This window comes from Pauljensenia sp. UMB10120, assembly GCF_030212035.1.
GTDB classification, from domain to species: Bacteria; Actinomycetota; Actinomycetes; order Actinomycetales; family Actinomycetaceae; genus Pauljensenia; species Pauljensenia radingae_A.
In genome coordinates this window covers 58,730-76,672 of sequence record NZ_JASODH010000007.1, presented here as the reverse complement: position 1 = coordinate 76,672, position 17,943 = coordinate 58,730, and the positions used below count along the sequence as shown (strand labels likewise).

General features: G+C 60.4%; 7 protein-coding genes. All 7 read right to left on the bottom strand.

Annotated features, from left to right (window positions below):
* Positions 1 to 53: 53 nt before the first annotated feature.
* Positions 54 to 1,823, bottom strand: coding sequence for a serine/threonine-protein kinase (locus tag QP093_RS07815; protein WP_285016006.1), 1,770 nt, complete (start codon positions 1,821 to 1,823; stop codon positions 54 to 56).
* Complete coding sequence (locus tag QP093_RS07810; protein WP_285016005.1) at positions 1,820 to 4,480, bottom strand: transglutaminase-like domain-containing protein; 2,661 nt, start codon at positions 4,478 to 4,480, stop codon at positions 1,820 to 1,822. Before QP093_RS07810 ends, QP093_RS07815 begins: the two co-directional genes overlap by 4 nt.
* Positions 4,477 to 5,688: a DUF58 domain-containing protein gene (locus tag QP093_RS07805; RefSeq protein ID WP_285016004.1), complete on the bottom strand. Its 1,212-nt coding sequence runs from the start codon at positions 5,686 to 5,688 to the stop codon at positions 4,477 to 4,479. The genes QP093_RS07810 and QP093_RS07805 overlap by 4 nt, the downstream gene beginning before the upstream one ends.
* Positions 5,689 to 6,654 (bottom strand): AAA family ATPase, encoded by a 966-nt coding sequence (locus QP093_RS07800; protein ID WP_092648199.1) that lies wholly within the window; start codon positions 6,652 to 6,654, stop codon positions 5,689 to 5,691. It lies immediately after the preceding gene.
* 111 nt (positions 6,655 to 6,765) lie between these two features.
* Entirely contained in the window at positions 6,766 to 12,993 is a 6,228-nt protein-coding gene (locus tag QP093_RS07795) for an Ig-like domain-containing protein (protein ID WP_285016003.1), read from the bottom strand.
* A gap of 322 nt (positions 12,994 to 13,315) precedes the next feature.
* Positions 13,316 to 15,031, bottom strand: coding sequence for a glycoside hydrolase family 13 protein (locus QP093_RS07790; RefSeq protein ID WP_285016002.1), 1,716 nt, complete (start codon positions 15,029 to 15,031; stop codon positions 13,316 to 13,318).
* 312 nt (positions 15,032 to 15,343) lie between these two features.
* Entirely contained in the window at positions 15,344 to 17,809 is a 2,466-nt protein-coding gene (locus QP093_RS07785) for an ATP-dependent Clp protease ATP-binding subunit (RefSeq protein ID WP_285016001.1), read from the bottom strand.
* Positions 17,810 to 17,943 lie beyond the last annotated feature (134 nt).

The window sequence follows — 17,943 nt, the reverse complement described above, 5'->3', positions numbered from 1 at the left end:
AGCGGGGCATCCGGCCAGCGTGGCATCCGGCGCGGACGAGGCGGCAGAACGTCCTACGGCACATCGACGCAGGCCTTGGCTGAATCGGACTGACGGCCTCCCCTGATGGCGGCTGTCACCTCCAGGCAGTTCTCTCCCGACAATGCGTGCGTATCCAGTGACTGCACCTGAGTCTTGCCCGACTTGTTGAGATTTTCAGGGCCGCTCATCACATAGAAGAATTCGATGACCTGTTCGTCGCCGGATTGGCCGCCAGAATCAGACTGCATGGCGCTGTCCTGCTGGCCTGCATCATCTAGAGCGCCCGACTGGCCGGACGAATCTGCGGACATGTGGTGGCGCCACGACCAGTGGATGACATCGCCGTCGACAACGCCGCTTACTGACGTGGGCGAGGGCGGAGTCTGACCGATGGGGTCCACCGGTGCGGGAGGTGCGGGTGTCGGGTTATTGATCGGGCCTGGCGCAGGTGATGGACCGTTCCACGATATTGTGCCTCCCCCGCCGGTGAGCAGGGCAACCACCAGCCCGGCACACGCCAGCACACACACGCATGCAATGACGATAATGACGGGAAGCGACAGGCGTCGTGCCGGCCGCGCGGTATCGGAGGAAAAAGCCGCGTTCTCGCGTTCAATCTGCGCCAGTCTGTCTTCTTCAGAGACCCATTGGTCGGGCTCGACAGCATACGACTGTGAATCAGCGAAGACAAAGGATCCAGATGCTGCCTGCTCGGACGCATCGTCTCTGGCGTCGCCGCGAGCGGTGCCTGCAGTGTGCCCTCCAGGCACCACTGTGCTCCAGCCGCCGTCCGTTGTTCGTCCCTCTACCGACGTCGTTGCTCGGCGGTTATCTGCACCTGACATCGACGGATCAATGGTGCGAATGGCACGCACCCTGGTCTGATCTGAATCAATAGACGTGTCCTGCACGGCTGTCAGGTCATCGTGCGGCCCGGCGCTGTGAAGCTCCATGCGCGTCATCGGCTGATGCATGACTTCCTGGGCGCGCTGGAACTGCCGGCCCAGCTCTGCTGCTGAGGCAGGGCGTTGGCGTGGATCCACTGACAGCGCCTGACGCAACGCAGCTTCCAATACCTGTGGCACGTCAGAGCGGTTCAGCGAGCCGATGCGCCCTTCCTGGACGCGGCCAGCCACAGCCACGGCCGAATTGTCGCCCACCGGGTCCTCAAAGGGTGAGCGCCCAGTCAGGAACGTCCACGCGGTCGTGGCCAGCGCCCAGATATCCATCGAGGGGTGGGCGGGCGTGCCAGACACCTGCTGCTCAGGTGGCGCCCACAGCACCGAAAAGCCGTCAGCGGAATGGGAAGCGGGAGCACCCAACTTGGCGGCAACCCCAAAATCAGTGAGCATCGGGTGACCATATGCATTCATCATGACGTTAGATGGTTTGATATCGCGGTGGACGTATCCTGCCCGGTGCACCATTTCCGCTGCGCCGCACAGCTGGATCATGACGTCCAGGGCGCGCCGCACTGACATCGGTTGGGAACGCACCTGTTGGAGCACATTGGTCACAGGACAGTACTCCATGATCAGGTAGGAATCTCCCTGAGCAGTGGTGCCCACGTCATACAGTGATGGGATCGACGGGTGAGCCGATGTCGCCGCCATTGCATCAGCTTCCCGGATCACTGCCTCGTCTGCGTCAGTGCCTTCATGGTTGCGCGCCACTTTGACGGCAACGTCGCGCGAGGGAACATGCTGCTGGTAGAGGTAGACATCCGCAAAGCCACCGTGACCCAATGCGCGTCTGAACGTGTATCCCTCAAGCTGTGGGCCTTGGTTGTTCTGACTTGTCATGGTCTTCCTTTAGGTGACGACGTGCGGACAGGCTGATCGGAGAACGCCTTTTGCCGCTGATCGCGGCGCGAGTGCCGTTTCCAGAAGCGCCACCGGGATTCTGTGCGGGGCTTTTCGGCATGGGTGAAGCCTCCGCGGCGGTGCCGGTGCCGCCTCAGCGACCTGACGGACAGCGCGGTCAGTGCCCGCTGGAACCAGGACTGCCTGGATCGCAGTTCTGCCTTCAACTGCGAATAGTAACCCCAGGCTCGGTTGGCATCATCCTTCGTCACGACGTCCTGTCCAAACTGAGCGCGGTCGGCAATAGATGCCAGGAGCACCGTCGCCGGTGCTGTCTGGCCGGCAACGCGCCAGTCAACTGACGCTTCCGTCGACTCATCAACGACGGGCGAGGGCGACTCTGTGTCCTCGTGAGTGTCCTGCCACACGCTGTCCGCAAGGCTCCACGCTGCTTCTGCACGTGTCATGTCGCGAGGAAGCCGGGTTCCGGCATCAGCCGCAAGATCGACCGTCTGGTTCCATGAGCCTTCCACTGATGACAGCGGGGAGCTGTGACGCCGCTTGTAGAGGCGTCGAGCCTTCCACAGCAGAATTGCTGCAATTGGCACGATGATGAGCAACGCTATACCGACCGAGGTGAGGATCACGCCCCATGGGACAGGGACAGGTGCTTCCGAATCGGATGGCGTGTTCTTCTCTGTTATCGCCGGCGGAAGCTCCGGAGGCTCTTCCGGCGGATTCGGTGGCTGCAGAACCTGCGGGCGCGGAGTAGGAGTCGGATCCGGGGTCGGATCGGAAAAGATGTTGTCGCGTGGGGGTGTGGGATCAAAAATCGCCCATCCGACATCGACAAATTCAGCCTCCACCCACACGTGCAGATCCGCACCTTTGAGACCAACTGAACGCACCGGCGCTTCACTGGCCGCATTCCCCTGCAGTTGATCCAGTGCAGCCCCTGTGACGGGGTCACTGGGATAGGCACCCATCACGACGCGCGCTGACATACCCAGAGAATGCAGCATCAGAGCCATCAGAGTTGCGTACTGTTCGTCATCGCCCACCATCTGATCGTCATCGATCATGCGTGCCAGTCGGTCTGCCCGGTGTCCTGACCGCGAGCTCTTATCCATCCCGTTGGAGAAATACCCGTTCTGCGCCAAGGTACGTTCAATGGCCCGGGCTTTCTTGATCGGAGTCGATTCAATCGCTGACATTGAGACGGCAAGTTCTTTGACACCGTCAGGAACGTTCGTGTCAGGCTGTCCTTCCACCGACACTGCGCCGGCACCTGCCAGCTGCGAATCAGACCAGCGCGGTGGCACATCGGCGACCAGGTGATAGCTCAGATCATCCCCGTCCGACCCGGTGGTCAGCGCAGCGTCTGCCCACCTGTTCCAGTGCAGGCCATCCTGGTATCGCTGCGCCTGATCGCCTGAAAACTCGATAACTTCGGCCTGCCCCATCGTTGGAACCCATGGCCCCATCAGGCCAGACGTTGTCACCCTCGTATCTGCGCGCACTGAACCGATCGGAGAGGGCCGCACCGGCAGTTGACTGCCCACTGAAATGTAGCTACCGACAGGGCTTTCCTCAGGATCGGACATGCCGAATGTGATGCCGTTATACGTGTCCATGACTGCCAGGCGCACGCGCGCCCCATGAGGCAGTTGCGACACCGATATCAGCGTCTCGTCACGTTCCTCGGTTGTCAGATGCCGGAAGGCCGCAAGCGGACTGGGGTAGTCATGCAGGTCCAGCGGCGGCTCCACAAGATCACGCAGGACTGTGCGTTCGTCCCACGATCCGACGTAAGAAGTGACAGGAAATGCGAGCGCGGTCGTACATGCCGTGATGACGAGGGCGACCACAGCCTGCTGCAGCACGTGGGCGCGAACTGGCCGCACCGACCGTGTCGAGGTGTTATGTCCGGTTGTCGTCATGCCTGCCGCACGACGAGCCCGCCGGCCGATGAGGATGTCGAAATCAGAATGGAGGCGCAGATGCTGAACGGACCACATCCACCACATGATGATCGCCAGGAACCACACCATGACGGCCCACACCGGCGGCTGCATGCCGCTGGGGCCCCACGCCACGGCGATGATGCCCATCAGCGCCAACGGAATGGTACCGACAACAACCCAGCCGCGCCGCATGGTCATCACCCCGGTCGCGAATGCGCACAGCAATCCGCAGATCCACGGCATAACCGACGGGCCGACATACGATGACGCAGGTGGTGCCAGTGTCAGCAGGTCACGCCACGCGACAACGGGCTGCATGACCAGGAACTGAAGGGTGCGCCCGGTGGGAATGACGTGCGCGTACAGCGTTTCAGGAAGTGAGCCGATACCGCCGAGCAGCAGGTGCGTCGCGAACAGTGCCGCCACGCTCGTAATCACGTCCCAGCGCCAGTAGGTGCACAGTGCCGCAAGGATCAGACCTGCCGCAACACCACTGCCCGCGGCGCGCAATCCCAGTCCGTGGCCAAACAGTGGTTCGTGCGCTGCAATCACCGGAATGAACAGTACCGCCAAAACGATCCATGACCAGACAGGCAACGGGTTTCGTGTCAGTCGCCCTCGTCCATTACGCACACGAAAACGGCGTGGACGCTGTGCACCTGCAGGCGGGCGGTCGAACGTGTTCGCACTCATCGCAGCCCTCCGCGTGCCAGCATGCGGGGAAGCGACTCCAGGGTCGGGCAGGTTGCGACGACTGCTCGTGACGAACTGGATCGAGATGAGGGCGCGTCCGGGTCCACGCGGATCACGCCGACGATGACATCAACGCTCGGCAGATGGCACAGGCGCGCGATCTCGTCATATGACACGCTTGCCGGAACAATCAGCGTGAGAACGGACGCGTTGGGATATGACGTGAGGACTTCACGCAGACGCTCACTCAGGTCCTGGTCCTCCACTCGCCAGCTTTCTTCAGTGAGTTCATCGAGCATGCGGGTCGCGGACAGTGTGGAAACAGGGCGTGACGAGGTTGCCATCGAAACCTGGTGCGACGCGGTGATGCCCGTCAGAGCCAGTGAAGCGGCGATGGACAGCGCCGTCTCAAACGGTTCTTCTTCCCAGTGATCACGCAACGTATCGATGAAAATCACGTGATGGGAGCGGCGGGTTTCCTCAAACTGACGCACAACCAGGCGACCCGTGCGGGCAGTGGTCGGCCAGTGAACGTTTCGCCGGTCATCGCCGGGCTGGTAATCCCGCAACGCATGGAACGACACGTCGGAGGAGGACAGTTTAGCTGTCACCACGCCTTCGATGTCTGCCTGGAAGCCTGTCGCGTCGAAAGGAACGCGCACTGTACGCGGGTGGACGTAGACGCGAATCGGTTTCGTCCATGCTCTGACTCTGCGGAACAGACCCACCGGATCGGAGCGCACTGAACTGGGCGGACCGACCGTGACGATACCGCGCCTGCGGGTGGGAACTGCGAATACTTCCGACCACGAGCTCCTGCCCGCCAGATTAGGGACGACGAACTGGGCGGCACCTGATCCGACCGGCAGTTCAATGACGTGGGAGCGGGACGGTCGGGCATGGTCGTTGCGCACGCGCAGCTCTCCAATGATGGTGCGTCCGGCGACGGTTCGTGTCTGAGGAAGCTCCACGCTGACGATCTGGGGAGCGCGCCCAATGATCCAGATCAGCGCGGCGATCAAGGATAATCCGCACGCAACGGCAACGATCCCTGCTTCGCGCCAATGCGCGGTGAAGGCAAGGATAGTCGCCACGATGCCACCACACAGCAGTCCGACACCACTGATGGTGATCGTGGAAATGGCGATGTCCCATGCACGACGTACTCCACCTATGATGGATATTCGACGCTGAGCCTCGTGCGGCATTTAGGCACCCGTGATCGGAGCGGGAACGGAGGTCAGTGCACGCGAGACCACACCGGCCGGTGTTGCGCCGGCGAATGCGGCGTCCGGATCCACGATGATGCGGTGCTCCCACACAGGTCCTGCGAGCGCTTTCACGTCGTCAGGCAGCACGAAGTGACGTCCCTGTGCTGCGGCCCATACACGTGCGCATCGAGTCATGCCGATGGCGGCTCGCGTGGACACGCCCAACATGGAGGACTCGTCTTCGCGGGTGGCTTCCGCCAGTGCGGCAATGTAGTCCAAAACCGCGCGGTCGGTGTGGTTGTCGGCGGCCATCGCCTGGAACGTGTCGACTTCATGGGCTGAGACGACGGGGTGCAGGTTACGTGACCGGTCCGGTGCGGCCGCGCCGTCAAGGACTTCGATCATGGCTGCACGCGAGGGGTACCCCAGTGACGTTTTCATGAGGAATCGGTCCAGTTGCGCTTCAGGCAGCGGGTAGGTGCCGGCCTGTTCGACCGGGTTCTGGGTAGCAATCACCATGAAGGGTTCGCCAGCCGGGTAGGAAACGCCGTCGATCGTCACGTGCGCTTCTTCCATCACTTCCAGCAGAGCCGACTGCGTCTTGGGCGATGCACGGTTGATTTCGTCGGCCAGCACAATCTGGGCGAAGATTGGGCCGCGGTGGAATACCCACTCGTGTTTTTGCTGGTCGTACATGTTCACGCCCGTGATGTCGGAGGGGAGCATGTCAGGTGTGAACTGGATGCGCGAGTGTGACCCGTCAATGGTTGCCGCCAGCGCGCGCGCAAGAGCAGTTTTTCCTGTTCCGGGCGCGTCCTCGAGCAGCAGGTGCCCGCCAGCGAACAGTGTCGTCAACGTCAGTCGAATGGCCTGTTTCTTGTCCAGCACTGCCAGCGAAATCGCGTCGACCAACGCGGCGAACATTTCGGCGAACTCTGTGGCATCGCGTTCATTGAGTGACATACATACTCCTTACTGTGCGTTGGTTGCTGGCCAGTCGTTGGCAGCTCATTGACGAGGGCGGCTCAGTTACTGCCATGCGTACTATTCCCGTCCAGTTCCACTGCTCACCTGTTATTGTGACGTTTCGCATGTGAGGGTGCCATCCTGTAGCCAGTTCTTCATGGTTTCCCGGTCTGTGACATGGGTAGGCGCATTCGACGGCTTAATCACCACGTTCGAGTCAATCTGAAATTGGTACGTCTGGTTGTCTACATCCGACCTGAACTCGCATCGCAATGGCAGGAAACTACCATCCCATCCATCCGCGTCCACTTTGAAGGTGTGACAATCATCGAACTTGTCCGACATCTCAGCATTGCACGTGGACGGTACAGGCGTAATCGTGCCTCGCGCCGGGCTCGTCGCCTCCTTGGTGATGTCCCGATCAAACTTTTCAGCTCGCACGACCAGTTTGAATTTCACGTTCGTACTGGTGTCCACATCGATGTGCCGGCTCGTTTCCGAAACGGGGATGTCCTCGCTCTTTCCGTTGTACTTCACGGTGATCGATGTGATGGGAGCTCCGGCGTTGTGAGTGATGGCCCACGACAGGTCGACTCCGTCCGGCGTACTGGTTGCCGTGAAGCTGTCAATCGTCGGCTGTCCGTACGTCATCACCACTACTTCTTCAGTCGCTGGCCCGTCGGCGCGGCCGGGAGCAACCTGCCTGAATGTAATCCGCGCCTCCTGCCCGTCAGGCAGTCCCGTGATGGTCTTGCCCTGCAACGGTGTCCACTGACCTGCATTCACCGAATACTGAAGCTCAAGTTCTCCGCGATTGTAACCGTTACCTTTTTTCGTTTCAGCCGTCACCTTCGCGGTACCTGCTTCTCCGGTTGCTGTAACCGTCGGAAGATCGATCACAACCGGCGTCGAGAACACAGTGAAACGCTTGGAATCGACCTTGCGTGACGATCCTGCCGCATTGTCAACCCACACGGTGGCTACCACGCCTTCCTGCGGCTGCGCCTGCAACGTGATTTCCCCAGACAGCTCACCGTTCAACGCGACGTCACCCTTTCCGCCACCGCTCAATGTGACGTGCGCAGCGGTCAGCGGACTGCCGTTGTCCGACTCGACTGCCCAGCTGACACTGACCGCAGCAAGGTTTGGATCATCGGCAGAAGGTGTTGACCGAATGTCCGTGATCGACACCTTCAGAGGCGGCCCAAAGGGCGCGACCTGGGCAGATGGCTCGGATGGTTGTGAGGGTGACGGCGAGGAATTCAATGCCACAACAGAGGCATAGTAGGGCTGACCGTTCGTCAGGTTGGTGAATGTCACTGATGTCGTTGCGCCGTCTACTCGCTGCGTCTGGCCGTCAGAGAGCGTCACTTCGTACGCGGTGATCGGTGACCCTTCATTTGCCGGTGGATTCCACGTCACCGTCACCGACCCGTCGCCAGCAGCAAGCGTCGGGGCGGCAGGCTGGGATGGTTGAACGTCGACCAGGACAGGCTCGGATGCAGGAGACGAATCGGATGCTCCTACATCGTTGTGCGCCACGACTGAGAACGAATGCTTCAGGCCGTTCGCCAGACCGCTAAGCGGGCAGGACGCAACATCGCAAGTGAACTCCTGACCGGTCGTGACATCCGTCAAGGTGAAGGAGGTAATAGCCGCGCCATTGTCCGCTCCGGGCTGGAACGTCACAGTTGCACTGCCAGGACCCGTGGCCATCACCGACACGTTGGATGGTGGTTCGGGCCGATCACGCACAACTAACCGCACGTTACCTTCCACGATGCGCCCCGGATCATTGGTGGCATCAATCAGGCGATAGTTGACCGTCATTTGCCCGTGGAAACCAACAGCTGGCGTGATGTGGAGGACTGTGCCCTGCGGATCCACGGTGCCTTCACCGATTTCAATCTGGCTTGACACGATCCGTATCGGCGTTTCCGGGAACGGGTTGATCGTGTACTTCGTCAGATCGATCGTTTCCGTACCGCCAGCGTTCGCAGCGTCGATGAGCGCGTCCGACACCTGAATGAGTGGCCGCGTGGAGGCGACAACCGTCACCGGGATCTCACCGACTACCGGCCCTGACCCGTCATCAACACTGATCGTGACCTGGTCCGTGGTGCCGGTGGCCTGATCAACGCCGGCCTGAAGGGACAGCATATGCCCATCAAGTTTCGCGCTGACAACACGAGGACTCTTCACCAGCGCATACTTGAATCCTTTAGGGTCAGCGTCGTCCGGGTCATCGACCATCGCCGACAGGTCCAACGTGATGGGTTCTTCACCTGCAGCCACACGCGCACTCGTCGGGATGAAAGCCGGTGGCTGGTTCTTCACTGCCTGCACCACAATCGGCAGGGAGAGCACAGCTGATAAGGCTGATGTATCCGATGCAACACCGTCACGTACTTCAAAGGAAACGGATGTCTTACCGGAAAACTCCGGGTCGGTGTGCAGGGTGAGGCGATGCTGGTCCTCCAGCACGATCTTCGGATCCAGCCCCCATGATGCTTTGAGCCTGGATTCGTCCGTGATCATCGCGGTACGGCCCGCCCTCGTAATGACGTGGTCCCGAATGTCGATGACGACGTCACTGCCGGCCCGTGCCTTGATCGGCAGGTGCGACTGGTCCAGGCGCGGCCTGGTCTGATCGGTTCCCGGAATCGACACCACTGCCGAGGATGAGAGGCCGTCCTGATCGGTAATCGTGTAGACCAAGAGCCGTCGAGTCTCGTATGCCTTCGCTTCAATGATTCCGCCCTTGACTTCAGCGTCGGGAGCGCGTGTGGACACAACCAGGTCTGCGACGGTTCCGTCGGGATCCTCATCGTTTTCCACCACGTTAATCGGCACAATCTCACTGTCAGGCATATCAGCCAGCGCCACAACGTCATCGCGAGCGATCGGAGGCATCAGGGGCGCATCGTTCTTCGCATTGATCGTCAACGTCCCGTTGTCCACACCGCCACGCGAGTCGGTGACCTGGTAGGACATGACGTATGTTCCGGCAGCTTCTGGAACCTCAACCTGGATCCCGGTTCCCACAATTTCAGCTTCGAGGGCGTCGTCCAGCACGCTGAGCGAATCGGGAACCAGCGAGATTGAATCCCCGTCAGGGTCAATGTCGTTGGCTAGAACGTTCACCATGATCGTGCGCCCAGGTTTGACCAACAGAACGTCTTTAACAGCAGTGGGTGGCTGATTACTACCCGCCGGTGGCGCAATACCGACGCGCACACGTGCGGTTGCCTGCTTGCCCTGACGGTCCTCAACGATGTAGGTGAATACGTCCGTGCCGGTGGTCTTGCGCGCAGGCGTGTATTCGATCCAGTCAGTGCCCAATTCAATCGTTCCCTTGGACGGTGCCTGCTCGATACCCACCAGTGTCACGGAATCGCCGTCAGGGTCGATCGTGGACAGTGGGACAGGGATTCGAGTCGTCTGCCCTGACACGGCCCACGCTGTCAGAGGGCGAGGTTGGGGTGCCGCGTTGGCACCTTCGAGGGCGACCACTTCGAACACGACTGTCGATGTCGCCATGTTGCCGACCATGTCGTGCACCGTGTACGACACATGCATCACACCTGGCGTTGTGCCTGCTTCCAAGCGCACCAGGTTACCTGTTACAAAGGGGGTTCCGACCTGCGAGTTTTCCTCGAACTGCAGTTTCGGATCGACTTTCATTGCCAGGCCGGCCGGCGAGCGATCGTTTTCCAGCACGGGGACCGAAGCGACGTCTCCGACACGCACTTTGGCATGGTCGGGCTGCAAAACGGGTGGTTTCTTGTCGTCGAGCGCTCGTGACGGGACGACTGTGATCCGCGCCTGGGCAGTATGGGACCCGTTGGAAACGGAATACTGGAAGCTGACGGCTTCATCGAGGCCGCCAGGTGCCGTGATGCGCAGGAGGTGGCGATCGACCAGTGTGACGCGCAGGCCCAGTTTGTCCGTCGGCTCCACCTGCTGAATGACCAGGACGCCGCCGGCTGGATCGGAATCATTATTCAACGGTGCGGCAAGTGCTTCACCGCCAGCAGGCAGGACAACCAGGTCATCGTCAGCAACGGGGACTGCATTGGAGTCAGCTTCCACCACGTCAATGCGAATGATGCCCAACACGGTCGAAGGGCCATCTGAAATGGTGTAGGTGAACTGGTAGGTACCCGGTGCCTGCGCTTTGAACGTGATGGATCCGAGGGCCAGGTCGGGCGTGAGCTGTGTTCCGGCTGGAGCTTCAGACACACCAACCAGCGTCAGGCCGTCACCGTTGGGATCCGTATCGTTGGTCAGCGGCTCGATCTCGAGGGCTTCGCCGGCTCTCGCCACATAGAAATCGGCGTGCGCAACAGGTGGAATGTTGCCTGGTGGCTGTACGACGATGGGTACGACACCTTGCGTTTCGGCACGCCCGTCAGAGACTACGACGTTCACCTCGTACTGGCCGGGCGCTGCGCCCAGATCCCGGATATTCAGGGTTCCTTCTTCACGGTACTGCACCTGGATACCGTCAGGAGCACTGGCGGACTGCAGGAAGATCGGGTCGCCGTCCGGATCGTTCCAATCCGGCAGCACGTTGTACTCAATGGCAGCTCCCGCTCCCAGTTTCTGCGGGTTCTTGCGGATCTGCACCGGGCCGGCGTTCTGATCCCAGGGGTGCACACTGATCGTCACCGTCGCACTGTCAGATGCCTGCCCGTCGTATGCCTCGTACACAAAAGTGGTGCTGCCCGACGCATCATCGGGCACGTCCGTCATCTGCAACGCCTGGCCGCCACGCGTCGGCGTCACCGCTCCGATCTGAGGCTGGCTGATCGGTCTGGCTGTCAGAACATCACCATCGATATCCGTGTCATTTTGCAGTACAGGCAGCGTGGTGGCTCGGCCTGGCCTGACACCGAACTCATCATCTACGGCGTCAGGTGGAGTGTTCTTGTCCTTGCGCTGAGGGTCGATAATTTCGTCGGTGTATTCAGGGGATTCCTCTTCTTCTTTTTCCTTGTCGATCTCCTGGTCGATCTCATCCCAGTCATCCATGAACGCCATGTTCATGTCGGGTAGCCAGATGCCACCCTCGTTAATTTCGTTGAGGACGATGAGCTTACGGTTGGTTCTAAACGAGATGTTGCGCGCAGACTTAAGGGTGTCAACATTCATCGACGTGTCATTGGCCGCGTCGTCACACAGACGCACATAGGAGCCCGAGCCTGCCCACGCGCCGTACGAGCATCCTTCGTGTCGTGTGGGAGCCGCCGGCTTTCCTGAACGGTTCTGCTCATTCGCGGGGGTGATCGTCACGGGATCGCCGTTGAGGGGAACGCTGATCAGGGAATTCGGGTTGGCCAGTAATACCGCGTCATGGTCGGGGCCGGGATTTTGCAAGATGGCATCTGTTGGGACGCCTTCATCGGACAGGGATCGTGCGGACCCGTCAGGGAGGAACAGTGTGTTGGTTGACTGGTCGAGGGCGACTGGTTGTTCACCGACCGCCGTTATCTGCAGCAATGCGTCGGCGCGCATATCAGGGATGTCGACACTGTGTTTCTGATCGACATAGCCGCGGCGCGTGACTGTCACGAACTGGCCGGTTGCTGCCGACACCGCCATGACGGTTCCATTGACGCTGGTTGTCACCACACCTGAGGTAAGGCCTGTTTCGATCGCGCTTTCGTCTCCCATCGGCACGGTCGAGGGCTCAGATGCCGGCAGGACCCACAGGTTTCCTTCCGCGCCGTCCAGCACACCGATGCGTTCTCCGCCTTGTACTGCCTGGGCGCGTTCAGTCAGCGACGTTATGGCACCCATGCGCACGCCGGCCACGTCGATAGGGGCGATCGAGTTGGTGCTCTCATCAGAAAACGTGACGGTATCTGCTGCCTGGCCGATGTCGAATTGGGCGGCGTCTGTGCGCAATGCGGCATCGAGGCGCCGAGTCTGGTAGTTGAGGTGACCGACCAGTTGGCGTGAGGAGTTTGTCACCCATATGCCACCGTCATTCACGTCGATCTGGGATGTTGGCACGCCCGGATGAAGCAGCGCCAGCGTGGTGACAATCAGGCAGAACACCAACACGATAATGGCTGGAATTTTGCGTCGATTTTTCGCGAGTTGCTTCTTGAGTTGTCGTCCTCGTCGACTCAGGTGAAGCCGGCGTGACAGCGTGTTACCGCCCTGATTGGCGGGCGAGTACTCGTCGCCGGGAGGCATCGGGGGTGCAGAAAGAAAAGGGGAAACGTTGTTGCCGTTCACTGACTTGGATCCGGTAGCGGGTTGGGTGCCTGATTCGGATTGCCCAACGGGTTCAGGTCGACTCTGCGGAAAATCAGACGTCGTCCTCACTCTCGCCTCCTTCATCACGGTCTCATTGAAACAATGATCAGCATGTGACGGCTCTGCGCATCAGATGATCCACCTGGCGGCGGGCAGGCTCACGTCCTCTCAAAGAAGTGGAGTCGCATACGCAGAAACAACTGCAACCGCAGTAAGTCTGACACGAAAATCCGAATAAAGACAGAGGCAGGCGAAAAATCGTTCCTATTTCTCACGTGTATCGCGCTCAGTTGTCGGTTCCCACGCGGGCGAGGGACGGAGTCCCCACGACCCGGGCAGAGGCGCCGACAATGCGACGCTTCTGCGCGGGCACGAGGGGGTTCACGGTAGCTTAGCTGCGCGGTGCGCACCAGATGGTTGTCTCACCAGGCAGGACACCGTCGGTCAGCGGCTCACTGGTCAGGATGGCTGTGCTGGTGTCGAATGGGATCGGCTCGGTGCTGAAGTTCGTGATCACGTCCCAGCCACCGGGACGGCGCAGGTGCAGCACCTGGTCGCTGTGCGGTGCCTCGATGCTGTCGTCGGCCCATTCCATTTCTTCGGCGCCCTGCAGCGTGCGGCGCAGATGCAGTGCACGCCGGTACAGAGACAGCGTCGAGTCTTCGCGGGCAGATTCCACGTCGACTGCACTGTCTGCGAACCATGAGGGTTGCGGCAGGTGGGCCGGTCCTCCAAATCCGAAGTTCGCGGCGTCATGGACCCACGGCAAGGGGACGCGGCAGCCGTCGCGACCGATTTCTTTCTGATTGGTGCGGAAGAACGTCGGGTCCTGACGCTGATCGGCCGGGATTTCCGCCACTTCATGCAAGCCGAGCTCTTCACCTTGATAGATGTAGGACGATCCGGGCAGTGCCAGCATGAGCATGGTGGCGGCGCGCGCACGACGCAATCCCTGTTCACGATGAAGCTCCGGCTCGGTACCACCTGTCAGCAGCCACTCCTGACCCACCGGCTTGTCGGGCCTCGGACCATGAGTGCGCACTGCATCGGGCAGGCCGTAGCGCGTGGCATGGCGGACAACATCGTGGTTCGACAACACCCATGTGCTCGAGGAACCTGACGAACTGGCCAGCTCCAAATTGTCGGTGATAATCGTGCGGAACTGGTCGGCGTTGAAGTCGGCTTCAAGCAGGTCGAAGTTGAAGGACTGTCCCAGGCTGTTCGGGTTTGCGTACCGAGGCACCCGGTCAGGATTCACCCACGCCTCGGCAACCGCTGTGCGCGGCGGATCGTAGGAGTTGAAGACCTCACGCCAGGTAGCGTAAATGTCCTGAACCTCGTCGCGGTCAAAGATGCGGTGGTGTCCATCCATCGGCATAGCGTCGAGTTCTGCCTGGCTGGGCAGCGGTTCGCTGAGGTCTTTCGTCAGTCCGTGGGCGACATCAATGCGGAAACCATCGACACCGCGGTCAGACCAGAAGCGCAGTGTTGTCAGGAAGTCCTCGCGCACATCGGGGTGATCCCAGTTCAGATCCGGCTGCTCGCGGGCAAAGAAGTGGTAGTACCACTGTCCGTCTTCAACCTGTTCCCATGCGGCACCGCCGAACGTGGAGGTCCAGTCCGTCGGGGGCTGCGAGCCGTCAGGGCCTGTGCCTTCACGGAAGATGTAACGTTCACGCGCCGCTGACCCGCGGCCCGCTGCCAGAGCTTCCTGGAACCAGGGGTGCATGCGTGAGGTGTGGTTGGGCACGATGTCAACGATGACGCGGATGTCTCGTCCATGCAGGGCCGCGATCATTTCGTCAAAATCGTCAAGCGTTCCCAGGCGTGGATCCACGTTGCGGTAGTCGGCCACGTCGTATCCGCCGTCAGCCAGCTCGGAAGGATAGAAGGGGCTGAGCCACACAGCATCCACACCGAGGTCAGCCAGGTAGTCTGCCCGTGAGGTCACACCTTTGATGTCACCGAGCCCGTCGCCGTTCGAGTCAGCGAAGCTGCGCGGGTAGATCTGGTACACAACCGCCTGGCGCCACCACAGTGGGCCTGTGCTGAGCGTCGTGTCGGCGTCAACGCGTGCGTGCGACTCGGGCGTAGGTGCTGCAGGCATCAGGGTCTCCTTAGGTTTGGCATCGCAGCAATTATGGCAAAATCTCGTCGGCGCTGTTGGCTGAGATGGGCGTGCGAGAAGGAGATTTATCACCCTCGTGTGCAAAGGCTCAACTGCGTGCAGGAGGGGTCACGTGTGGCAGGAATTCTTCGGACGCTGCAGGCTGCTTCGTCCCCGCGCAGCTGAAGATATTTGTCGAGGGTGGCCGCCTGGATGACCGTGACCAGTTGACGCCTGGAGCCGAACTACCGTGGCCGGTTGGCCCCTAACCACGGTAGTCAGCCGCTACACGCAGGCCATGCGACCAGGCGATCAGATCCCAGTGAACGTAAATTCACGCTGGTCGCCCTCGCCGGCAACATCGACGGTGACAACCTGACCCGGCATGATCTCACCGAACAGGATCCGCTCGGACAAGGCGTCCTCAATATCGCGCTGGATGGCGCGGCGCAGCGGCCTGGCACCCAGAACAGGGTCGTATCCGCGGTCGGCCAGCAGTTCACGCGCAGCATCGCTGATCTGCAGTTTCATATTCTGGTCCTCCATGCGCTCCGCCAGACGACCGATCATCAGGTCAACGATCTGCGTGATCTGTTCCTTCGTGAGCGGCGGGAAGACGATGACGTCGTCAACACGGTTGAGGAATTCGGGGCGGAAATGCTGCTTGAGCTCCTCATTCACCTTCGACTTCATGCGCGAGTAGTCGTGCGTGAGGTTGTCGGCGGACTGGAAGCCGGTCAGCACGCCCTTGTTGATGTCGCGCGTGCCCAGGTTGGTGGTCATGATGATCACCGTGTTCTTGAAGTCCACCTTGCGTCCCTGTGAATCGGTCAGATGACCTTCTTCCAGGATCTGCAGCAAGGAGTTGAAGATATCGGGGTGAGCCTTTTCAACCTCGTCAAACAGGACAACGGAGAACGGACGGCGACGGACCTTTTCAGTGAGCTGGCCGCCCTCGTCGTATCCAACGTACCCGGGAGGTGCACCGAACAGGCGTGATGCCGTGTGCTTCTCGGAGAACTCGCTCATATCCATCTGGATCAGCGCATCTTCATCACCGAACAGGAACTCCGCGAGCGCCTTGGCCAGCTCAGTCTTACCGACACCGGTCGGGCCGGCAAAAATGAACGAACCACCGGGGCGTTTCGGATCTTTCAGGCCCGAACGTGTGCGTCGAATCGACTGCGACAGTGCTTTGACAGCCTCTTCCTGGCCGATGACGCGCTTATGCAGCTCATCTTCCATCTTCAGCAGCTTGGCCGATTCGGTCTGAGTCAGCTTCACCACCGGGATGCCGGTCGACATGGCGAGCACTTCAGCGATTTCCTCTTCGGTGACCTCCGCGATTTCTTCGCGTTCGCCACCCTTCCACGCATCTTCCTTCTCGCGACGTTCCTCGCCCAGTTTCTTTTCCTCATCACGCAGGGAGGCGGCACGCTCAAAGTCCTGATCATCGATCGCGGCTTCCTTGGCCTTGCGCACATCAGCGATCTTCTCATCGATTTCACGCAGCTCGGGTGGTGCCGTCATGCGGGCGATGCGAAGGCGGGCACCGGCTTCATCCATCAGGTCGATGGCCTTGTCAGGCAGGAAACGGTCAGAAATGTAGCGGTCTGCCAGATCGGCTGCGGCGCGGATCGCCTCATCGGTGATGATGACGCGGTGATGCGCCTCGTAGCGGTCACGCAGCCCCTTCAAGATCCCAACTGTCTCATCCACAGAGGGTTCCTCGACACGCACCGGCTGGAAACGACGCTCCAACGCAGCGTCCTTTTCCACGTGCTTGCGGTACTCGTCAAGCGTGGTGGCACCGATGGTCTGGATTTCGCCGCGAGCCAGCATTGGCTTGAGCATCTGAGCGGCATCAATGGAGCCTTCAGCAGCACCGGCGCCGACCAGTGTGTGGATCTCATCGATAAACAAGATAATGTCACCGCGCGTGCGAATCTCTTTAAGGACTTTCTTCAAGCGTTCTTCGAAATCGCCGCGATAGCGCGACCCGGCGACCAGGGATCCCATATCCAGTGAGTAAATCTGGCGGTCTTTAATCGTCTCCGGCACGTCGCCATGCACGATCGCCTGAGCCAGGCCTTCGACAACAGCGGTCTTACCGACACCGGGTTCACCGATCAGCACCGGGTTGTTCTTCGTGCGACGCGACAGCACCTGCATGACGCGTTCCATCTCCGTCTTACGACCGATCACCGGATCAAGCTTGCCTTCACGTGCAGCCTGAGTCAGGTTGCGACCGAACTGCTCCAAAATAGCGGAGTTCGTCTGACCGGGGTCGCGCACAGGGTTGCCCGATACGCCCACCGCCTCGCGGTTGTCCCCATCGCTCTGGTAACCCGACAGCAGCTGGATAACGGCTTGACGCACCTGCGACAAGTCAGCTCCCAGCTTCGTCAGTACTTGAGCTGCAACGCCCTCGCCCTCTTTGAGCAAACCGAGCAGCAGGTGCTCAGTGCCAATGTAGTTGTGACCCAACTGCAGTGCTTCACGCAGCGACAGCTCAAAGATTCTCTTGGCACGCGGCGTGAACGGAATGTGACCTTCGACAGGCTTTTCGCCCTCGCCAATAATGTCGATGACCGCTTCACGCACCTGGTCGCGCTCAATGTTCATCATGTCGAGGGCTTTTGCTGCGACGCCCTCGCCCTCGGTAATGAGGCCCAGCAGCAGGTGCTCAGTGCCGATGTAGTTGTGGTTGAGGTTCCTGGCTTCGTCCTGTGCGAGGACGACGACTCGCCGAGCTCGGTCGGTGAACCGTTCGAACATGGCTCCTCCTGATGTTCACGAATGGGATGGCGCAGACACGGGTGCCTGGCGTTTTCAACTGGTTCCACCCTACGGGCTGATTGGCGCGGCCGCTTCAATGTTCACTACAGGCGAGCGGAAACACTGCCAGTTGT